At 54.0% G+C, this 20,677-nt stretch carries 20 protein-coding genes, 1 tRNA gene and 1 pseudogene; 21 read left to right on the top strand and 1 reads right to left on the bottom strand.

Going from position 1 to position 20,677, the window contains the following annotated elements; all coding sequences use genetic code 11:
* Nucleotides 1–76: transfer RNA gene (locus ACLJQJ_RS13745), tRNA-Gly, on the top strand.
* A gap of 269 nt (nucleotides 77–345) precedes the next feature.
* On the opposite strand, the gene queG is transcribed toward ACLJQJ_RS13745, so the two are convergent.
* Nucleotides 346–1,485 (bottom strand): tRNA epoxyqueuosine(34) reductase QueG, encoded by a 1,140-nt coding sequence (queG, locus tag ACLJQJ_RS13750; protein WP_063809004.1) that lies wholly within the window; start codon nucleotides 1,483–1,485, stop codon nucleotides 346–348.
* Between queG and nnr the strand changes: the two genes are divergently transcribed.
* The 20 genes and pseudogenes from nnr to ACLJQJ_RS13850 all read left to right on the top strand — a co-directional run bounded on the left by nnr (nucleotide 1,484) and on the right by ACLJQJ_RS13850 (nucleotide 20,676).
* Nucleotides 1,484–3,031, top strand: a complete 1,548-nt coding sequence (nnr, locus tag ACLJQJ_RS13755; protein WP_000968675.1) for a bifunctional ADP-dependent NAD(P)H-hydrate dehydratase/NAD(P)H-hydrate epimerase — start codon at nucleotides 1,484–1,486, stop codon at nucleotides 3,029–3,031. The genes queG and nnr overlap by 2 nt on opposite strands.
* Entirely contained in the window at nucleotides 3,003–3,464 is a 462-nt protein-coding gene (gene tsaE, locus ACLJQJ_RS13760; protein ID WP_061423923.1) for a tRNA (adenosine(37)-N6)-threonylcarbamoyltransferase complex ATPase subunit type 1 TsaE, read from the top strand. Before nnr ends, tsaE begins: the two co-directional genes overlap by 29 nt.
* 16 nt (nucleotides 3,465–3,480) lie before the next feature.
* The gene (gene amiB / locus ACLJQJ_RS13765; RefSeq protein WP_063809003.1) at nucleotides 3,481–4,803 is read left to right on the top strand and encodes an N-acetylmuramoyl-L-alanine amidase AmiB; all 1,323 of its coding nucleotides are present in this window, start codon (nucleotides 3,481–3,483) and stop codon (nucleotides 4,801–4,803) included.
* A 9-nt stretch (nucleotides 4,804–4,812) separates the two neighbouring features.
* Nucleotides 4,813–6,669, top strand: coding sequence for a DNA mismatch repair endonuclease MutL (mutL, locus tag ACLJQJ_RS13770; protein WP_001122550.1), 1,857 nt, complete (start codon nucleotides 4,813–4,815; stop codon nucleotides 6,667–6,669).
* A complete protein-coding gene (gene miaA, locus ACLJQJ_RS13775; RefSeq protein WP_001000737.1) occupies nucleotides 6,662–7,612 on the top strand; it encodes a tRNA (adenosine(37)-N6)-dimethylallyltransferase MiaA in 951 nt (316 codons plus the stop codon). Before mutL ends, miaA begins: the two co-directional genes overlap by 8 nt.
* A gap of 82 nt (nucleotides 7,613–7,694) precedes the next feature.
* On the top strand, nucleotides 7,695–8,003 hold the full coding sequence (hfq, locus tag ACLJQJ_RS13780) for an RNA chaperone Hfq (protein WP_001051875.1): 309 nt from the start codon (nucleotides 7,695–7,697) through the stop codon (nucleotides 8,001–8,003).
* A gap of 71 nt (nucleotides 8,004–8,074) precedes the next feature.
* Nucleotides 8,075–9,355, top strand: coding sequence for a ribosome rescue GTPase HflX (hflX, locus tag ACLJQJ_RS13785; RefSeq protein WP_063809002.1), 1,281 nt, complete (start codon nucleotides 8,075–8,077; stop codon nucleotides 9,353–9,355).
* Between the two features lie 214 nt (nucleotides 9,356–9,569).
* The gene (hflK, locus tag ACLJQJ_RS13790) at nucleotides 9,570–10,829 is read left to right on the top strand and encodes an FtsH protease activity modulator HflK (RefSeq protein WP_000312505.1); all 1,260 of its coding nucleotides are present in this window, start codon (nucleotides 9,570–9,572) and stop codon (nucleotides 10,827–10,829) included.
* A gap of 2 nt (nucleotides 10,830–10,831) precedes the next feature.
* The gene (hflC, locus tag ACLJQJ_RS13795) at nucleotides 10,832–11,836 is read left to right on the top strand and encodes a protease modulator HflC (RefSeq protein ID WP_001232417.1); all 1,005 of its coding nucleotides are present in this window, start codon (nucleotides 10,832–10,834) and stop codon (nucleotides 11,834–11,836) included.
* 78 nt (nucleotides 11,837–11,914) lie between these two features.
* Nucleotides 11,915–12,112 carry a DUF2065 domain-containing protein gene (locus ACLJQJ_RS13800; RefSeq protein WP_001089290.1) on the top strand — a complete coding sequence of 66 codons (198 nt, stop codon included), beginning with the start codon at nucleotides 11,915–11,917 and terminating at the stop codon, nucleotides 12,110–12,112.
* A gap of 102 nt (nucleotides 12,113–12,214) precedes the next feature.
* A complete protein-coding gene (purA, locus tag ACLJQJ_RS13805) occupies nucleotides 12,215–13,513 on the top strand; it encodes an adenylosuccinate synthase (RefSeq protein WP_000527976.1) in 1,299 nt (432 codons plus the stop codon).
* 219 nt (nucleotides 13,514–13,732) lie between these two features.
* Nucleotides 13,733–14,158, top strand: coding sequence for a nitric oxide-sensing transcriptional repressor NsrR (gene nsrR / locus ACLJQJ_RS13810; protein WP_001177632.1), 426 nt, complete (start codon nucleotides 13,733–13,735; stop codon nucleotides 14,156–14,158).
* Nucleotides 14,159–14,195: 37 nt separating this feature from the next.
* Entirely contained in the window at nucleotides 14,196–16,634 is a 2,439-nt protein-coding gene (gene rnr, locus ACLJQJ_RS13815) for a ribonuclease R (protein ID WP_000076357.1), read from the top strand.
* A 90-nt stretch (nucleotides 16,635–16,724) separates the two neighbouring features.
* Nucleotides 16,725–17,456 (top strand): 23S rRNA (guanosine(2251)-2'-O)-methyltransferase RlmB, encoded by a 732-nt coding sequence (rlmB, locus tag ACLJQJ_RS13820; RefSeq protein ID WP_001293274.1) that lies wholly within the window; start codon nucleotides 16,725–16,727, stop codon nucleotides 17,454–17,456.
* A 131-nt stretch (nucleotides 17,457–17,587) separates the two neighbouring features.
* Nucleotides 17,588–17,992 carry a YjfI family protein gene (locus tag ACLJQJ_RS13825; RefSeq protein ID WP_000312605.1) on the top strand — a complete coding sequence of 135 codons (405 nt, stop codon included), beginning with the start codon at nucleotides 17,588–17,590 and terminating at the stop codon, nucleotides 17,990–17,992.
* A gap of 14 nt (nucleotides 17,993–18,006) precedes the next feature.
* Nucleotides 18,007–18,705, top strand: coding sequence for a PspA/IM30 family protein (locus ACLJQJ_RS13830; RefSeq protein WP_063809001.1), 699 nt, complete (start codon nucleotides 18,007–18,009; stop codon nucleotides 18,703–18,705).
* Nucleotides 18,705–18,806 (top strand): annotated as a pseudogene (locus tag ACLJQJ_RS13835) (hypothetical protein); the annotation flags it as partial. The gene ACLJQJ_RS13830 and the pseudogene ACLJQJ_RS13835, both read left to right, overlap by 1 nt.
* A 122-nt stretch (nucleotides 18,807–18,928) precedes the next feature.
* Nucleotides 18,929–19,612, top strand: coding sequence for a YjfK family protein (locus ACLJQJ_RS13840; protein WP_000090294.1), 684 nt, complete (start codon nucleotides 18,929–18,931; stop codon nucleotides 19,610–19,612).
* 17 nt (nucleotides 19,613–19,629) lie between these two features.
* Nucleotides 19,630–20,028 (top strand): DUF350 domain-containing protein, encoded by a 399-nt coding sequence (locus tag ACLJQJ_RS13845; protein ID WP_000547738.1) that lies wholly within the window; start codon nucleotides 19,630–19,632, stop codon nucleotides 20,026–20,028.
* 9 nt (nucleotides 20,029–20,037) lie between these two features.
* Nucleotides 20,038–20,676, top strand: a complete 639-nt coding sequence (locus ACLJQJ_RS13850) for a DUF1190 domain-containing protein (protein WP_001085605.1) — start codon at nucleotides 20,038–20,040, stop codon at nucleotides 20,674–20,676.
* Nucleotide 20,677 lies beyond the last annotated feature (1 nt).

Consider the following 20,677-nt stretch of genomic DNA (forward strand, 5'->3'; position numbering starts at 1 on the left):
GCGGGAATAGCTCAGTTGGTAGAGCACGACCTTGCCAAGGTCGGGGTCGCGAGTTCGAGTCTCGTTTCCCGCTCCAATTCTTATCTGCAGTAAAATTATCCACAACGAATATCGCGTTGGGGCACGTTTTGTTCCGCTTTCGTCAGATCCTTGTAAACAGACTTATCCACAGGGCGGCCCATTACTCCTGGAATGCAAAAAATTATACCTGACGCGTAGAATTTCTATAATTTACTGAAAAATATAGAAAAAATAAGATTTCAAAACGTTAGCGTTATTGTCTGTTCCTTTTTTCCCTCTTGAATCGCAATGTGTTTTTATTTTTATACACAGCCTGTGAATAATTCAGGCATCGCGCACCAGCCCTTTTTCAATCACCCTGACCAGACGCTGTTTTTTCGGTAGCTGCACTTCAATGATGCAGGCGTTGCGCTTTTCAATTTGTTGCGCAATCGCCCATTCGATATGCTCATCGAGAAGTGGATGCTCACCCTTGCGGCTTTCCAGCGCCGTAATGACGGCATTACTCCACGGCGCATTCCCCAGCGCGACGGCAACATTGCGCAGCCAGCGTAAATGACCAATGCGCCGAATCGCAGAACCTTCAGTGACTTTCAGAAACTGCGCTTCGCTCCAGCTAAACAACTCAACCAAATCTGGGTTATGCAGCGCCTTGCGTGGGCTAAAATCTGCTTCGTCGGTCAACTGAGAGTAACGATTCCACGGACAGATAAGCTGGCAGTCATCGCAGCCGTAAATACGGTTGCCTATCAGTGGGCGAAATGCTTCAGGAATAGCGCCTTCCAGCTCAATGGTGAGATAAGAAATACAGCGCCGCGCGTCCACCGTATACGGTTCGACAATCGCCCCGGTCGGGCAAATGGTCATACAGGCGACGCATTTGCCGCAACCTTCTTCGACCGGCTGGTCGACCGGCAGCGGTAAATCAATCAGCAGTTCCCCCAGGAAAAAGAATGAGCCTGCCTCCCGATTAAGGATAAGTGAGTGCTTACCCGTCCAGCCAAGTCCGGCTTTTTCCGCTAATGGGCGTTCAAGAATAGGCGCAGAGTCGACAAACGGTCTAAAATTCAGCGAACCGCAGTACTGCTGGATCTGCTCGCCCAGTTTTTTAAGGCGGCTGCGTAACAGCTTGTGATAATCACGCCCCAGCGCATATCGGCTAACGTAGCCCAGCGTGGGATCCTTCAACGTACTGGCAAACGCGGCGTTGGCGGGCAAATAGTTCATGCGCACGCTGATGACACGTAGCGTACCGGGTAAGAGTTCATGAGGCCGGGCGCGCATCATACCGTGGCGCGCCATCCATGCCATCTCGCCGTGGTATTGTTTGTCCAGCCACGCCTGCAACGCAGGTTCGGATGCGCGCAGATCGGTATCAGTAATACCGACCTGCTGAAAGCCCAGCTCCACCCCCCACTGCTTAATATTTTGCGCTAACTGATTGAGATCGAGGGGCTTTGACATGATGGACCATAACATGAAGAAAAACCCTGTAAGTATACCACACTCCATTTGGCCCGCCGATGACATCAAACGGCTGGAACGCGATGCGGCGGATGCCTTTGGACTCACACTCTATGAATTGATGCTGCGCGCTGGCGACGCGGCATTTCGGGTAGCCCGTGACAGTTATCCTGACACCCGACACTGGCTGGTGTTGTGTGGTCATGGCAACAACGGCGGCGATGGTTACGTCGTGGCGCGACTAGCGCAAGCGGCGGGCATTAGCGTAACGTTGCTGGCGCAGGAGAGCGACAAACCGTTGCCTGAAGAAGCGGCGCAGGCGCGCGATGCCTGGCTGAATGCTGGCGGCATTATCCATGCTGCCGATATTATCTGGCCGGAAGCGACGGATCTAATTATCGACGCGCTGCTTGGCACCGGTATAGCCCAGGCACCGCGCGACCCGGTAGCCGGTCTGATTGAACAGGCGAACGCCCATCCTGCGCCGGTTGTCGCCGTCGATATCCCGTCAGGCCTGCTGGCGCAAACGGGCGCCACGCCTGGCGCGGTGATAAGCGCCGCGCATACGGTCACGTTTATCGCCCTGAAACCAGGCCTGCTGACCGGCAAAGCGCGTGACGTTACTGGCATACTGCATTATGACGCGTTGGGACTGGAAGGCTGGCTGGCAAGCCAGACGCCGCCGCTCCGGCGTTTTGACGCGACGCAGTTGGGGCAATGGTTAACGCCGCGTCGACCGACCTCGCATAAGGGCGATCATGGTCGTCTGGCGATTATCGGCGGCGACCAGGGAACAGCGGGCGCAATTCGGATGGCTGGCGAGGCGGCGCTGCGTACGGGGGCTGGGTTGGTCAGAGTACTGACTCGCGGTGAAAACATCGCGCCGTTGCTGACGGCCCGCCCGGAACTGATGGTACATGAACTCACGCCTCAGTCGCTGGAAGAGAGCCTGACCTGGGCTGACGTTGTGGTGATCGGCCCGGGGCTTGGGCAGCAGGAATGGGGCAAAAAAGCCTTACAGAAAGTAGAAAACGTCCGTAAACCTATGCTGTGGGATGCGGATGCGTTGAACCTACTGGCAATCAATCCTGATAAACGTCACAATCGCGTGATTACGCCGCATCCGGGAGAAGCTGCCCGCCTGTTAGGATGTTCTGTGGCAGAAATTGAAAGTGATCGCTTACTTTCAGCACAGCGTCTGGTAAAACGGTACGGAGGCGTGGTCGTGTTAAAAGGCGCAGGAACGATTATCGCCGCTGAACACCACCCTCTGGCTATCATTGACGCTGGTAATGCGGGGATGGCGAGCGGCGGGATGGGCGATGTCCTGTCCGGCATCATCGGCGCATTGCTCGGACAGAAGTTTACCCCGTATGATGCGGCATGTGTGGGATGTGTGGCTCACGGCGCGGCGGCGGACTTACTGGCAGCGCGTTATGGCGCTCGCGGCATGTTGGCGACCGATCTTTTTACTACGCTGCGGCGTATTGTTAACCCTGATGTGATTGACGTAAACCATGATGAATCGAGTAATTCCGCTACCTGACGAACAGGCGACGCTAGACCTGGGGCAACGGGTAGCCAACGCCTGCAATGGCGCGACCGTTATTTATCTGTATGGCGATTTAGGTGCCGGTAAAACGACGTTTAGCCGGGGATTTTTACAGGCGTTAGGCCATAACGGTAATGTAAAAAGCCCCACCTATACGCTGGTAGAGCCTTATACGCTTGATAACATGATGGTATATCACTTCGACTTATACCGTCTTGCGGACCCGGAGGAGCTGGAGTTTATGGGCATTCGCGATTATTTCGCCAACGACGCCATTTGTCTGGTGGAGTGGCCGCAACAAGGTAAAGGCGTTCTCCCCGATCCGGACGTCGAAATCCATATTGATTACCAGGCGCAGGGGCGTGAGGCTCGCGTAAGCGCGGTATCCTCATCGGGTCATTCGTTACTGGCGCGTTTAGCCGATTAGCTATAAAGGTGGCGGGATGATTTATCGCATCAAAAATGCCGTAATAGCAGCCTTAATCCTGCTGTGCGCGCACGCGGGCGCCGCCAGTCTCTCTGATATTCAGGTGTCCAACGGCGAGCAGCAGGCGCGCATTACGCTGAGTTTTATCGGCGAGCCGGAATATGCTTACTCACAGGACGGTAAACGTACCGTGGCGCTGGATATCAGGCAGACCGGCGTGATTCAGGGGCTGCCGCTTCAGTTTAGCGGTAACAATCTGGTGAAAACGATCCGTGCCGGAACGCCGAAAGATGCGCAATCTTTACGGTTGCTTGTCGATCTGACGGAAAATGGTAAAACCGAGGCGGTGAAGCGGCAAAACGGCGGCAACTATACGGTCATTTTCACCATTAATGCCGATGTTCCGCCGCCACCACCACCGCCTGTCGTCGCGAAACGGGTTGAAAGCGCGCCCCGCCCGACGGAGCCTGCCCGTAATCCGTTTAAATCTTCTGATGATCGCCTGACCGGCATAACCAGCAGCAATACCGTTACGCGGCCTGCGGCGCGCGCGTCGGCAGGCGCTGGCGATAAAGTGGTGATTGCTATTGATGCCGGACATGGAGGCCAGGACCCCGGCGCGATAGGCCCGGGCGGTACGCGCGAGAAAAATGTCACCATCGCCATCGCGCGTAAGTTACGCACATTGCTGAATAACGATCCGATGTTTAAAGGCGTGCTGACGCGTGACGGCGACTATTTTATTTCGGTGATGGGGCGGTCTGATGTGGCGCGTAAGCAAAACGCCAACTTCCTTGTCTCTATTCATGCGGATGCCGCGCCAAATCGCGACGCCACCGGCGCCTCCGTCTGGGTATTGTCCAATCGTCGCGCGAACAGCGAAATGGCAAACTGGCTTGAGCAGCATGAGAAGCAATCCGAACTGTTAGGCGGCGCTGGCGATGTGCTGGCGAACAGTCAGTCAGACCCTTACCTGAGCCAGGCGGTACTGGATTTGCAATTCGGTCATTCGCAGCGGGTAGGGTATGATGTGGCGACGAACGTGCTAAGCCAACTCGACGGCGTGGGGGCGCTGCATAAACGTCGCCCGGAACACGCGAGCCTGGGCGTGTTGCGTTCGCCGGATATCCCGTCCATTTTGGTGGAGACGGGCTTTATCAGTAATCACGGCGAAGAGCGATTGCTGGCGAGCGACCGCTATCAGCAGCAGATTGCTGACGCTATATACCGGGGGTTGCGTAAGTACTTTGCAGCGCATCCGATCCAGTCTGCGCCGCAGGGCGGCCCAGGCCAGACGGCCAGTACCAACCAGCCTGGCGCCATAACCGCCGCGAATTAAGGAGATTTCATGCCGATTCAGGTTCTGCCGCCGCAGCTTGCGAACCAAATCGCCGCTGGCGAAGTGGTGGAACGCCCTGCGTCGGTTGTTAAAGAGCTGGTAGAGAATAGTCTGGATGCAGGCGCCACCCGCGTTGATATCGACATCGAGCGTGGCGGCGCGAAGCTTATTCGTATTCGCGACAATGGCTGCGGCATTAAAAAAGAGGAGCTGGCGCTGGCGCTGGCCCGTCATGCCACCAGTAAAATCGCCTCGCTTGACGATCTGGAAGCGATTATCAGTCTGGGATTTCGCGGCGAAGCGCTGGCCAGTATCAGTTCGGTCTCGCGTTTGACGCTAACGTCGCGCACGGCGGAGCAGGCGGAAGCCTGGCAGGCGTATGCGGAAGGGCGCGACATGGACGTGACGGTAAAACCCGCCGCGCACCCGGTCGGCACCACCCTGGAAGTTCTGGATCTCTTTTATAATACGCCCGCCCGGCGCAAATTCATGCGTACCGAAAAAACGGAATTTAATCACATCGATGAGATCATCCGTCGTATTGCATTGGCCCGTTTTGACGTCACGCTTAACCTGTCGCACAACGGCAAATTGGTACGGCAGTATCGCGCTGTCGCAAAGGACGGGCAAAAAGAGCGCCGGTTAGGCGCCATCTGCGGGACGCCGTTTCTCGAACAGGCACTGGCGATCGAGTGGCAGCATGGCGATCTGACCCTGCGCGGCTGGGTCGCCGATCCGAATCACACCACCACGGCGTTAACGGAGATCCAGTACTGTTATGTGAATGGCCGCATGATGCGCGACCGCTTGATCAACCATGCCATTCGCCAGGCCTGTGAAGATAAACTGGGCGCGGACCAACAGCCTGCGTTTGTGCTGTATCTGGAGATTGACCCGCATCAGGTGGATGTCAATGTTCATCCCGCCAAGCACGAAGTGCGTTTTCATCAATCCCGGCTGGTGCACGACTTCATCTATCAAGGGGTGCTGAGCGTCCTGCAACAGCAGACGGAAACGACGCTGCCGTTGGAGGAGATTGCGCCAGCGCCGCGGCATGTCCCGGAAAACCGTATCGCCGCCGGGCGCAACCATTTTGCTGTACCCGCCGAGCCAACTGCGGCGCGCGAGCCCGCGACACCGCGTTATTCCGGCGGCGCATCGGGCGGCAACGGCGGGCGTCAGTCCGCGGGTGGTTGGCCGCACGCTCAGCCAGGTTATCAGAAGCAGCAGGGCGAGGTTTATCGCGCGCTTTTACAGACGCCGGCGACGAGCCCCGCGCCGGAGCCGGTTGCGCCTGCGCTTGACGGACATAGCCAGAGTTTTGGTCGCGTACTGACGATAGTCGGCGGTGACTGTGCGTTGCTGGAACACGCGGGGACTATCCAGCTCTTGTCGCTGCCGGTTGCGGAGCGTTGGCTGCGTCAGGCGCAGCTTACACCGGGTCAAAGTCCGGTTTGCGCGCAGCCGTTGCTGATTCCGCTGCGTTTAAAAGTGAGCGCCGATGAAAAAGCCGCGCTGCAAAAAGCCCAATCTTTGTTGGGAGAATTGGGTATTGAATTTCAGTCAGATGCGCAGCATGTGACCATTCGGGCAGTGCCTTTACCCTTACGACAACAAAATTTACAAATCTTGATTCCTGAACTGATAGGCTACCTGGCGCAACAGACCACATTTGCAACGGTCAATATTGCACAATGGATAGCGCGTAATGTGCAGAGCGAACATCCGCAGTGGTCGATGGCGCAGGCCATATCGCTGCTGGCGGATGTTGAGCGGCTATGTCCGCAGCTGGTAAAAGCGCCGCCGGGTGGCCTGTTACAACCTGTTGATTTACATTCGGCGATGAACGCCCTGAAGCATGAATGATGTAAGCAAGGCGAGCCTGCCTAAGGCGATATTTTTGATGGGGCCGACGGCCTCCGGCAAAACGGCGCTGGCGATAGAACTGCGTAAAGTTTTGCCAGTAGAGTTGATAAGCGTTGATTCCGCCCTCATTTATCGGGGAATGGATATTGGCACGGCTAAGCCGAATGCCGATGAGCTGAAAGCGGCGCCGCATCGACTGCTGGATATACGCGACCCGTCGCAGGCGTATTCGGCGGCGGATTTTCGCCGCGACGCGTTAGAGCAAATGGCGGAGATCACCGCTGCGGGGCGTATCCCGCTGTTAGTGGGCGGTACCATGCTGTATTTTAAGGCATTGCTGGAAGGGTTATCGCCGCTGCCTTCAGCAGATCCGGAAGTCAGATCCCGGATAGAGCAGCAAGCAGCGGAGCTTGGATGGGAGGCGTTGCATCAGCAACTTCAGGAGATAGATCCGGTTGCCGCCGCGCGAATTCATCCAAATGATCCGCAAAGACTTTCCCGGGCACTGGAAGTTTTTTTCATTTCGGGTAAAACTTTAACGGAGCTAACGCAAACGTCAGGAGACGCGCTACCGTACCAGGTGCATCAGTTCGCTATCGCCCCGGCGAGCCGTGAACTGCTCCATCAGCGCATTGAACTGCGTTTTCATCAGATGTTGGCTTCAGGTTTTGAAGCAGAAGTCCGGGCGCTTTTTGCCCGAGGAGATTTGCATACGGACTTGCCTTCCATCCGTTGTGTGGGATACCGCCAGATGTGGTCATACATTGAGGGCGAAATCTCATATGATGAAATGGTTTATAGAGGTGTTTGCGCCACGAGACAGTTGGCGAAGCGCCAGATGACCTGGTTGCGCGGTTGGGAAGGGGTGCGCTGGCTTGACAGTGAGAATCCCGATCGGGCGCGAAAAGAAGTATTACAGGTTGTTGGTGCTATCGCAGACTGAATGTGTACAATTGAGACGTATCGTGCGCAATTTTTCAGAATCGAAAGGTTCAAAGTACAAATAAGCATATAAGGAAAAGAGAATGGCTAAGGGGCAATCTTTACAAGATCCGTTCCTGAACGCATTGCGTCGGGAACGTGTTCCAGTTTCTATTTATTTGGTGAATGGTATTAAGCTGCAAGGTCAAATCGAGTCCTTTGATCAGTTCGTGATCCTGTTGAAGAACACGGTCAGCCAGATGGTTTATAAGCACGCGATTTCTACTGTTGTCCCGTCTCGCCCGGTTTCCCATCACAGCAACAATGCCGGTGGCGGCGCCAGCAATAACTACCATCACGGTAGCAACGCGCAGGGTTCTACTGCGCAACAGGACAGCGAAGAGACTGAATAAGTTCACGCGCTGTTTATCCATGTCGGGGGCGTCGGATAATCGCCCCCGCTGGTTATTAAGAGGGTTTACGCTTGTTTGACCGTTATGATGCCGGTGAGCAGGCGGTACTGGTACACATCTATTTTTCGCAAGACAAAGATATGGAAGACCTCCAGGAGTTTGAATCTCTGGTCTCTTCCGCCGGTGTCGAAGCAATGCAGGTGATTACCGGTAGCCGTAAAGCACCGCACCCGAAGTACTTTGTAGGTGAAGGTAAGGCAGTTGAAATTGCGGAAGCCGTGAAAGCGACTGGCGCAGCGGTCGTATTGTTTGATCATGCATTGAGTCCAGCCCAGGAGCGAAACCTGGAGCGTTTGTGCGAGTGCCGGGTTATCGATCGCACCGGTCTTATCTTAGATATTTTTGCCCAACGTGCGCGTACCCATGAAGGTAAGTTGCAGGTTGAGCTGGCGCAGCTACGCCATCTGGCTACGCGTCTGGTGCGTGGCTGGACCCACCTTGAACGTCAGAAAGGCGGGATTGGTTTGCGCGGTCCGGGTGAAACCCAGCTCGAAACCGACCGTCGTTTACTGCGTAATCGCATTGTGCAGATTCAGTCGCGCCTGGAGAAAGTTGAGAAGCAACGTGAGCAGGGGCGGCAGTCGCGCATCAAGGCCGACGTTCCGACGGTATCGCTGGTGGGCTATACCAACGCCGGAAAATCCACCCTTTTTAATCAGATCACTGAAGCGCGGGTCTATGCGGCAGATCAGCTATTTGCGACGCTGGACCCGACCTTACGTCGTATTGATGTAGCGGATGTCGGTGAAACCGTTCTGGCGGATACGGTAGGCTTTATCCGCCATTTACCGCATGATCTGGTGGCTGCCTTTAAAGCTACCCTGCAGGAGACGCGTCAGGCGACGCTGCTGCTGCATGTGGTCGATGCGGCGGATGTTCGTGTGCAGGAAAACATCGAGGCGGTAAACACCGTTCTCGAAGAGATTGACGCTCACGAAATCCCCACCTTAATGGTGATGAACAAAATCGATATGCTGGACGACTTTGAACCGCGTATCGACAGAGATGAAGAGAATAAACCCATCCGCGTTTGGCTTTCAGCGCAAAGCGGCGTGGGGATACCACAGCTTTTTCAGGCTTTGACGGAGAGTCTTTCCGGCGAGGTGGCGCAGCATACGCTGCGTTTGCCGCCGCAGGAAGGGCGTCTGAGAAGCCGGTTTTATCAGCTTCAGGCAATAGAAAAAGAGTGGATGGAGGAAGACGGTAGCGTCAGTCTGCAGGTACGAATGCCGATTGTCGACTGGCGTCGCCTCTGTAAACAAGAACCGGCGTTGATCGAATACGTGATCTAGACGCGAAGTCATTCAGGTCGTATTGAAGCGGTAGCTGAGAGAATTTCAGGAGCTCACAACGAAGTGACCTGGGGTAAAAAAGCCGCCACTCAGGACGCAGCCTGAAAGATGATGTCTGTAACGGCGGTTCGTCTGAAGCATGGAGTAATTTCGCCTTATCCTCTGAGGTCGAAAGACAACGGGGATCACCGCATAACAAATATGGAGCACAAACATGGCGTGGAATCAGCCCGGTAATAACGGACAGGACCGCGACCCGTGGGGAAGCAGCAAACCTGGCAGCAACTCTGGGGGAAATGGAAACAAAGGTGGCCGCGATCAGGGACCTCCCGATCTGGATGATATCTTCCGTAAGCTGAGTAAAAAACTCGGTGGTTTTGGGGGCGGTAAAGGCACCGGTTCCGGCGGCGGTAGCTCATCGCAAGGCCCGCGTCCGCAACTGGGAGGCCGTATTGTCGCCATCGCCGCGGCGGCAGTAGTCATTATCTGGGCGGCCAGCGGTTTTTATACCATTAAAGAAGCCGAGCGCGGCGTTGTGACGCGTTTTGGTAAATTCAGCCATCTGGTAGAGCCAGGTCTGAACTGGAAGCCGACATTTATTGACGACGTTACGCCGGTGAACGTCGAAGCGGTGCGCGAACTGGCGGCGTCAGGCGTGATGCTGACGTCTGATGAAAACGTCGTGCGCGTTGAAATGAACGTGCAATACCGCGTCACCGATCCGCAGAAATATCTGTTTAGCGTGACCAGCCCGGACGATAGCCTGCGTCAGGCCACCGACAGCGCGCTGCGTGGCGTCATTGGCAAATACACGATGGATCGCATCCTGACCGAAGGCCGTACCGTTATTCGTAGCGATACCCAACGCGAGCTGGAAGAGACTATCAAACCGTACAACATGGGGATTACCCTGCTGGACGTGAACTTCCAGGCCGCGCGTCCGCCGGAAGAGGTGAAAGCCGCCTTTGACGACGCGATTGCCGCACGTGAAAACGAGCAGCAGTACATTCGTGAAGCGGAAGCGTATACCAACGAAGTTCAGCCGCGCGCCAACGGTCAGGCGCAGCGTATTCTGGAAGAGGCACGCGCCTATAAAACCCAGACTATCCTGGAAGCGCAGGGTGAAGTCGCCCGGTTTGCGAAGATTTTGCCGGAATATAAAGCCGCGCCGCAGATTACACGCGAGCGTCTGTATATTGAAACGATGGAAAAAGTGCTGAGCCATACCCGTAAAGTACTGGTTAACGACAAGAGCGGTAATTTAATGGTGCTGCCGTTAGATCAGATGCTGAAAGGCGGGAATGCGCCGGCGGCAAAGAGCGACAATAGCGCCAGCAACCTGCTGCGCCTGCCGCCGTCCACAAAGTCTAACGCCAGCGGAGCAAGCAACACGTCGTCCTCAAATCAGGGCGATATTATGGACCAACGCCGCGCGAATGCGCAGCGTAACGACTACCAGCGTCAGGGGGAATAACGATGCGTAAGTCAGTTATTGCGATTATCATCATCGTGCTGGTAGTGCTCTACATGTCCGTCTTTGTGGTCAAAGAGGGCGAGCGCGGCATTACGCTGCGTTTTGGTAAAGTTCTGCGTGACGATGAGAACAAACCGCTGGTTTACGCGCCGGGTCTGCACTTTAAGATCCCGTTTATTGAATCAGTGAAAATGCTTGATGCGCGTATCCAGACGATGGATAACCAGGCCGATCGCTTTGTGACTAAAGAGAAGAAAGACCTGATTGTCGACTCCTACATCAAATGGCGTATCAGCGACTTTAGCCGTTACTATCTGGCGACCGGCGGCGGCGATATTTCGCAAGCCGAAGTGCTGTTAAAACGTAAATTCTCGGACCGTTTGCGTTCTGAGATTGGTCGCCTGGACGTAAAAGACATCGTGACCGATTCTCGTGGTCGTCTGACTCTGGAGGTGCGCGACGCGCTGAACTCCGGTTCAGCCGGTACCGATGATGAAGTAGCGACCCCGGCGGCGGATGACGCGATTGCCGAAGCGGCGGAACGCGTTACGGCGGAAACCAAAGGTAAAGTACCGGTCATCAACCCGAACAGTATGGCGGCGTTGGGTATCGAAGTGGTCGATGTGCGTATTAAGCAGATCAACCTGCCGACCGAGGTTTCTGAGGCGATTTACAACCGTATGCGCGCCGAGCGTGAAGCGGTCGCGCGTCGTCATCGCTCACAAGGTCAGGAAGAAGCGGAAAAACTGCGTGCGGCTGCTGACTATGAGGTGACGAAAACTCTGGCGGAAGCCGAGCGTCAGGGGCGTATCATGCGTGGTGAAGGTGATGCTGAAGCCGCGAAGCTGTTTGCCGACGCGTTCAGCCAGGACCCTGATTTCTACGCGTTCATTCGTAGTCTGCGCGCTTACGAGAAGAGCTTCGAAGGTAATCAGGACGTGATGGTACTGAGCCCGGACAGCGATTTCTTCCGCTACATGAAGACACCGAGTTCGACGACACGCTAAAATAGCGTCAGCGGTTTTAGACCAGCAAAACCACCGCATCCAAAGGATGCCGGTGGTTTTCTTTTATAAGGGCGATAAATGAATTCAACAATCTGGTTGGCGCTTGCTCTGGTATTAGTCCTCGAAGGGCTGGGACCGATGCTGTATCCCGGCGCATGGAAAAAAATGGTTTCGGCACTGGCGCAACTGCCGGAAAATGTTTTACGTCGTTTTGGCGGCGGACTTGTGGTCGCGGGAGTTGTGGTCTACTACATGTTGAGGAAAACGATTGGCTGAGCAAAAAGTGGTCGGATTTGCCGCAGATTGAGTGCAAAAAGTGCTGTATATCTGAAAAAGCGATGGTAGAATCCATTTTTAAGCAAACGGTGATTTTGAAAAATGGGTAACAACGTCGTCGTACTGGGCACCCAATGGGGTGACGAAGGTAAAGGAAAGATCGTCGATCTTCTGACTGAACGGGCTAAATATGTTGTACGCTACCAGGGCGGTCACAACGCAGGCCATACTCTCGTAATCAACGGTGAAAAAACCGTTCTCCATCTTATTCCATCAGGTATTCTTCGCGAGAATGTAACCAGCATCATCGGTAACGGTGTTGTGCTGTCTCCGAGCGCGCTGATGAAAGAGATGAAAGAACTGGAAGACCGTGGCATCCCCGTTCGTGAGCGTCTGCTGCTGTCTGAAGCCTGTCCGCTGATCCTTGATTATCACGTTGCGCTGGATAACGCGCGTGAGAAAGCGCGTGGCGCGAAAGCGATCGGCACCACCGGTCGTGGAATCGGGCCTGCTTATGAAGATAAAGTGGCACGTCGCGGTCTGCGTGTTGGTGACCTTTTCGACAAAGAAACCTTCGCTGAAAAACTGAAAGAAGTGATGGAATATCACAACTTCCAGTTGGTTAACTACTACAAAGTTGAAGCGGTTGATTACCAGAAAGTTCTGGATGATACGATGGCTGTTGCCGACATCCTGACTTCTATGGTTGTTGACGTTTCAGACCTGCTCGACCAGGCGCGTCAGCGTGGCGATTTCGTCATGTTTGAAGGTGCGCAGGGTACCCTGCTGGATATCGACCACGGTACTTATCCGTACGTAACTTCTTCTAACACCACAGCAGGTGGCGTGGCGACCGGTTCCGGCCTGGGCCCGCGTTATGTTGATTACGTTCTGGGTATCCTCAAAGCTTACTCCACTCGTGTAGGTGCAGGTCCGTTCCCAACCGAACTGTTTGATGAAACCGGCGAGTTCCTCTGCAAGCAGGGTAACGAATACGGCGCCACTACCGGCCGTCGTCGTCGTACCGGCTGGCTGGACACCGTTGCCGTTCGTCGTGCGGTACAGCTAAACTCCCTGTCTGGCTTCTGCCTGACCAAACTGGACGTGCTGGATGGCCTGAAAGAGGTGAAACTCTGCGTGGCTTACCGTATGCCGGATGGTCGCGAAGTGACTACCACTCCGCTGGCAGCTGACGACTGGAAAGGTGTAGAGCCGATTTACGAAACCATGCCGGGCTGGTCTGAATCCACCTTCGGCGTGAAAGATCGTAGCGGTCTGCCGCAGGCGGCACTGAACTACATCAAGCGTATTGAAGAACTGACCGGCGTGCCGATTGATATTATTTCTACCGGCCCCGATCGTACTGAGACGATGATTCTGCGCGATCCGTTCGACGCGTAATTGATGGATGATGCCCGGTAACGCTACGCTTACCGGGTCTATGATGAGTACGCATTTGTTGGCCGGATAAGATGCTTTGCATCATCCTTCGGCTCAAATGCGTCATTGTTCCCCGCTTTTTTCCTTCCTGAACCGAAATAAATTAGCAGCCTGACAGGTGGCTGGTTTATCATCAATACAGATAAGTTATATCCCGTTTTCCCTTTTCCTGAGGTTGATGTGCAGTTAACGAGTTTCACCGATTACGGCTTACGTGCGCTAATCTATATGGCGTCGTTACCAGATGGACGAATGACCAGCATTTCTGAGGTGACAGAAGTCTACGGCGTGTCCCGTAATCATATGGTCAAAATTATCAATCAGCTTAGCCGGGCGGGCTTTGTCACCGCCGTTCGGGGAAAAAATGGCGGTATCCGCCTGGGTAAACCGGCTAATACTATTTGTATTGGCGATGTGGTGCGTGAGCTGGAACCCTTATCACTGGTCAACTGTAGCAGCGAATTTTGCCACATCACCCCTGCCTGTCGTCTGAAACAGGCGCTTTCTAAGGCCGTGCAGAGTTTTCTCAAGGAGCTGGATAACTACACGCTTGCCGATTTGGTTGAAGAGAATCAACCGCTTTATAAATTATTACTGGTGGAGTGAAGTAAACTTCATTAGAGATGACAATGGAGGAACCTCAATGTCACAAGATCCTTTCCAGGAACGCGAAGCAGAAAAATACGCGAATCCTATCCCGAGCCGGGAATTTATCCTCGAACATTTAACGAAACGTGAAAAACCGGCCAGTCGCGAAGAACTGGCCGTAGAACTGAATATTGAAGGCGAAGAGCAGCTTGAAGCCTTGCGTCGCCGCCTACGCGCGATGGAGCGCGACGGACAACTGGTCTTTACCCGTCGCCAGTGCTATGCGCTGCCGGAACGCCTCGACCTGCTGAAAGGCACCGTGATCGGTCATCGTGACGGTTACGGTTTCTTACGTGTCGAAGGCCGCAAAGACGATCTGTATCTTTCCAGCGAGCAAATGAAAACCTGTATTCATGGCGATCAGGTGCTGGCGCAGCCGCTGGGCGCCGATCGTAAAGGTCGCCGCGAAGCGCGTATCGTCCGTGTACTGGTACCGAAAACCAGTCAGATAGTCGGGCGTTATTTCACCGATGCGGGCGTCGGCTTTGTGGTGCCGGACGACAGCCGCCTAAGCTTCGACATTCTTATCCCGCCAGAAGACGTCATGGGCGCGCGGATGGGGTTCGTGGTCGTGGTTGAACTGACCCAACGTCCAACTCGCCGTACTAAAGCGGTAGGGAAAATCGTCGAAGTGCTGGGCGACAATATGGGCACCGGTATGGCGGTTGATATGGCGCTGCGTACCCATGAAATACCTTACATCTGGCCGCAGGCGGTAGAGCAGCAGGTCGCCGGGCTGAAAGAAGAGGTGCCGGAAGAGGCGAAAGTCGGTCGTGTCGATCTGCGCGATTTGCCGCTGGTCACTATTGATGGCGAAGATGCCCGTGACTTTGACGACGCGGTTTACTGTGAGAAAAAACGCGGCGGCGGCTGGCGTTTGTGGGTCGCTATTGCTGACGTGAGCTATTATGTACGGCCGCCAACGCCGTTGGATCGCGAGGCGCGCAATCGCGGTACGTCGGTTTACTTCCCGTCACAGGTTGTCCCAATGTTGCCGGAGGTGCTCTCCAACGGCCTGTGTTCGCTAAACCCGCAGGTTGACAGGCTGTGTATGGTCTGTGAAATGACCATCTCGGCGAAAGGTCGGCTGACCGGCTACAAATTCTATGAAGCGGTGATGAGCTCCCATGCGCGTCTGACCTATACCAAAGTCTGGCATATGCTGCAGGGCGATCAGGATCTGCGTGAACAATATGCGCCGCTGGTGAAGCATATTGAAGAGCTGCACAACCTCTACAAAGTGCTGGATAAAGCGCGTGAAGAGCGCGGGGGGATCTCGTTTGAGAGCGAAGAGGCGAAGTTTATCTTTAACGCCGAACGTCGCATTGAGCGTATCGAACAGACCCAGCGTAATGACGCGCATAAGCTTATCGAAGAGTGCATGATCATGGCGAATATCTCGGCGGCGCGCTTTGTCGAAAAAGCTAAAGAGCCGGCGCTATTCCGTATTCATGATAAACCCACCACCGAAGCGATCACCTCATTCCGCTCCGTACTGGCGGAGCTGGGGTTGGAGCTGCCGGGCGGAAATAAACCGGAACCGCGCGATTATGCCGAACTGCTTGAATCGATTGCCGACCGGCCGGACGCCGAAATGCTGCAAACTATGCTGCTGCGTTCAATGAAGCAGGCGATTTACGATCCGGAAAACCGCGGGCACTTTGGCCTGGCGTTGCAGTCTTATGCGCACTTTACCTCGCCGATTCGCCGCTATCCGGATCTTTCTTTGCACCGCGCCATTAAGTACCTGCTGGCTAAAGAGCAAGGGAACAAGGGCAACACCACAGAAACGGGCGGTTATCACTACTCGATGGAAGAGATGTTGCAGCTCGGCCAGCACTGTTCGATGGCGGAACGCCGCGCTGATGAAGCGACGCGTGATGTCTCCGACTGGCTGAAATGTGACTTTATGCTGGATCAGGTAGGCAACGTCTTTAAGGGTGTGATTGCCAGCGTCACCGGTTTCGGCTTCTTTGTCCGTCTTGATGAACTGTTTATCGATGGGCTGGTACACGTTTCCTCACTGGATAACGATTACTATCGCTTCGATCAGGTAGGGCAACGTCTGATTGGCGAGTCCGGCGGACAGACATATCGCCTGGGCGACCGGGTAGAGGTACGCGTCGAAGCGGTGAATATGGACGAACGGAAAATTGACTTTAGCCTGATCTCCAGCGAGCGCGCACCGCGTAACGTCGGCAAAACGGCGCGTGAAAAAGCGAAAAAAGGTGAAAGTAAAAACGCCGGTAAACGTCGTCAGGTAGGTAAAAAAGTTAACTTCGAGCCTGATAGCGCCTTCCGCGGCGAGAAAAAAGCGAAGCCGAAAGCAGCGAAGAAAGACGCGAGAAAAGCAAAAAAGCCATCGGCTAAAACGCAGAAAATAGCCGCAGCGACCAAAGCGAAGCGTGCGGCGAAGAAAAAAGCGGCAGAGTGAGCAATACCCTCTTCAAACAGAAGAGGGTGAATTATCTGTAGGCCGGGCAAGCGTAGCGCCCCCGGCAAAACGTAAACAATGAGTACATTAATGAGCGAAATGATTTACGGCATCCACGCAGTGCAGGCCCTGCTGGAGCGCGCCCCTGAACGTTTTCAGGAAGTCTTTATTTTAAAAGGCCGTGAAGATAAACGTCTGTTGCCGCTGATTCACGCCCTTGAGTCCCAGGGCGTGGTTATCCAGCTGGCAAACCGCCAATATCTCGACGAGAAAAGCGACGGTGCCGTGCATCAGGGTATTATCGCTCGCGTGAAACCAGGCCGGCAGTATCAGGAAAACGATCTGCCGGATCTGATCGCATTACACGATCGCCCCTTTTTGTTGATCCTCGATGGCGTCACCGATCCGCATAATCTTGGCGCCTGTCTGCGCAGCGCCGATGCCGCAGGCGTACATGCGGTAATCGTGCCGAAAGACCGCTCCGCGCAACTTAACGCGACGGCGAAGAAAGTCGCCTGCGGCGCAGCAGAAAGCGTGCCGTTGATCCGCGTCACCAACCTGGCGCGCACGATGCGCATGTTGCAGGAAGAGAATATCTGGATTGTCGGAACGGCGGGCGAGGCTGACCATACGCTGTATCAGAGCAAAATGCCTGGCCGCATGGCGCTGGTCATGGGCGCAGAAGGTGAAGGTATGCGTCGTCTGACCCGTGAGCACTGCGATGAGCTGATCAGCATTCCTATGGCCGGTAGCGTGTCGTCGCTGAATGTCTCTGTTGCGACCGGGATTTGTCTGTTTGAAGCCGTTCGCCAGCGAACCTGACGCTAATAGTATTTTTTAAGAAAAAACCATCCATAATCGGATGGTTTTTTTTTATCTTTGGCTGGTAATATAAAAAGCAAAACCTACCCTGTAACTCCCTTTATTTATAAAAAAGAGATAGAGATAATAATATGGCATGGACTCCACGGACGCTGGCGGATGCGTTAAACAACATCGCCGAATTAGATATTGATATAGAAAATAATGAATCTTCATTAATAATAAAAATGAATGATTATGGCGATTTACCACTGGCGGTTTTATTTACCTCGCAACAAATAGTTATCGAGACTTATATCTGTCCGGTAAATACGATTAGAGATACCGCGGAATTTAATCTTTTCTTACTGAGAAATCAGAAGGTTTTACCGCTGTCTTCGGTCGGTATTACCCAGGTAAAACAGGAGGAATATTATGTCGCTTTTGGCGCGTTGTCGTTAAATTCGTCGCTTGCCGACGTGACGCTGGAAATCACCACGCTTGTAGAAAATGCGTTGGATATCGCTGAAATAACACAAGTCTATTCACAGGAATAATACAGGCGGCTTACATGGGAATTTTAAAAAGTTTGTTCACGTTAGGTAAATCATTCGTTGCTCAGGCAGAAGAAGCCATTGATGAAGCACAGGGTGTACGTATGCTGGAGCAGCATATTCGCGACGCAAAAGCCGAGCTGGATAAAGCGGGTAAATCCAGAGTGGATTTATTGGCGCGGGTGAAGCTAAGCCATGACAAGCTGAATGATTTACGTGAGCGTAAAGCCAGCCTTGAAACACGAGCGTTGGAGGCAATGAGTAAGAATGTCGACGCCGCTTTACTCAACGAAGTGGCGGAAGAAATAGCCCGTCTGGAAAATGCCATTCTTGCCGAAGAACAGGTGCTGACTAATCTGGAAGCCTCTCGCGATGCGGTGGAGAAGGCCGTAACGGCGACAGGCCAGCGGATTGCGCAGTTTGAGCAGCAACTTGAAGTGGTTAAGGCGACAGAAGCCATGCAGCGCGCGCAGCAGGCGGTGACGACCTCGACCGTCGGAGCCGCGTCGAATGTGTCTACGGCGGCGGAGTCGCTTAAACGTTTACAAACGCGTCAGGCTGAACGCCAGGCCCGGCTGGATGCCGCCGCGCAGCTGGAAAAAGTCGCCGATGGACGCGACCTGGATGAAAAACTGGCGCAGGCGGGTATTGGCGCAACCAATAAAAGCAATGCTCAGGATGTGTTGGCGCGTTTACAGCGTCAACAAGGCGAATAATGCTCTTTACGTGGATTGTCAAAACCTGCCAGCGTCATTTGTCCAGACTGACCTGGCCCGCTTTGCTGGGCCTGTTTATCGGGCAGTATCTGCTTTGTTATCGGTAGCGCGAAAGCGCGCTACCGTGCTGGGCTTCGTCGCTTTCATACGAGACGGCACATGAATGCGCGATCTCAAATGGCATTATGCCCAACGACAATCGCATTCTGGCTGAAGAGGTCGCATGGCAAGAGATAGAGGTTCCCCTATGATGCAATTTTTTCAGCGTTTGCTCGGTAAAACAAGCGCGCCAGCGCCGATTCGCGGACCATTAGGATTACATCTTAACGCCGGTTTCACGCTGGATACGCTGGCATTCCGGCTACTGGAGTCGTCGTTGCTGGTGGAGCTACCGGGTGAAAAATACACTGTCGCGGCAGCGAGTCGTATAGATTTAGGCGGCGGCAGTCAGATTTTTCGCTACTACACCTCTGGCGATGAGTTTTTGCAAATTAACACCACTGGCGGCACGGATGTTGACGACATTGATGACATCAAACTTTTTGTATATGAGGAAAGTTTCGGTATTAACGAGGAACGTCACTGGCGTTCAGCCATTGCGCCAGCGGCAATAGGGCCGATGACGCTCAACTGGCAAGAACGGCGCTGGCAGCGCTTTTTTAACCATGAAGAGCCGGGCAATATTGAACCTGTCTACATGCTGGAAAAGGTTGAAAATCAGCAGGCAGAGAAATGGGACGTTCACAATTTTACGATGGGTTTCCAGCGCCAGGTGACGGATGACGCCTGGGAGTATCTTCTATTGAACGGGGAAGAATCATTTAACGAGCGCGGTGAGCCTGAATGGGTGTTTTCACGCGCCCTCGGCGTGGATATCCCGCTCACTTCACTGACGGTTATTGGTTAAGCACATACAGGGAAATTATGCATATACTGGACGCATTACTGGCTTTCTGCGCCTATTTTTTTATTGGCGCGGCAATGGTCATTGTATTTCTTTTTATTTACTCAAAGATAACGCCGCATAATGAATGGCAGTTGATAAAAAATAACAATACTGCGGCATCGCTGGCCTTTAGCGGTACGTTGCTGGGCTATGTCATCCCCTTATCCAGCGCGGCGATAAACTCGGTCAGTATCCCGGACTATTTTGCCTGGGGCGGCATTGCGCTGGTTATTCAGCTGCTGATTTATGGTTGCGTAAGGTTATACATGCCTACGCTGAGCGAAAAAATTATTAATCACAACGTGGCGGCGGGGCTATTTATGGGAACCGCAGCGCTGGCTGGCGGTATTTTTAACGCTGCCTGTATGACATGGTAACGGAAGATCATGGCAAAAAAACGAAAATCCAGAAGCACATCCGGCGTAGGCCATTCGGCAATAAGACGGATAGCCGAACCGGTCAATCCCTTTGAGCGGCAACGAAATCGCTACACGCCAAAATACCTGACGCTGGCGATTATGGGTGGAGCGGCCTTTTTTCTCCTGAAAGGGTACGGTGACGGCAGCAATAGTGACAACGACGGCGATGGGACGTTTTACGCCACGGTGAACGACTGTATTGACGATGGCAATAGCGCCAGCGTTTGCGCTGACGGCTGGAATAATGCGAAAACAGAATTTTACGCTAATGTGCCTAAGCAATTGACGCAGGAGCGCTGTCAGTCGCAGTTTGGCGATTGCTACTTTGATATCACCGAGCGGAGCTGGGTTCCGGTATTAAGCGGCTTTTTACTCAGCCGCGCGATTCGCCAGAACCGTGACGAACAATATATCTATAGCAGCGGCGGTTCATCCTACGTCTCCCGTCCCGTTTGGCGCACCACATCCGGCGACTATGCGTGGCGCAGCGGCACAGGGAAAAGCGATACCGCGACCAGCCCTGGTTATATCACACGGAAAGCGTCCACCGTCTCCCGCGGCGGCTATGGTCGTTCTTCCAGCGCCCGCGGGCACTGGGGAGGCTAAC

The organism is Salmonella sp. SAL04202 (genome assembly GCF_046550775.1).
GTDB classification, from domain to species: domain Bacteria; phylum Pseudomonadota; class Gammaproteobacteria; order Enterobacterales; family Enterobacteriaceae; genus Salmonella; species Salmonella enterica.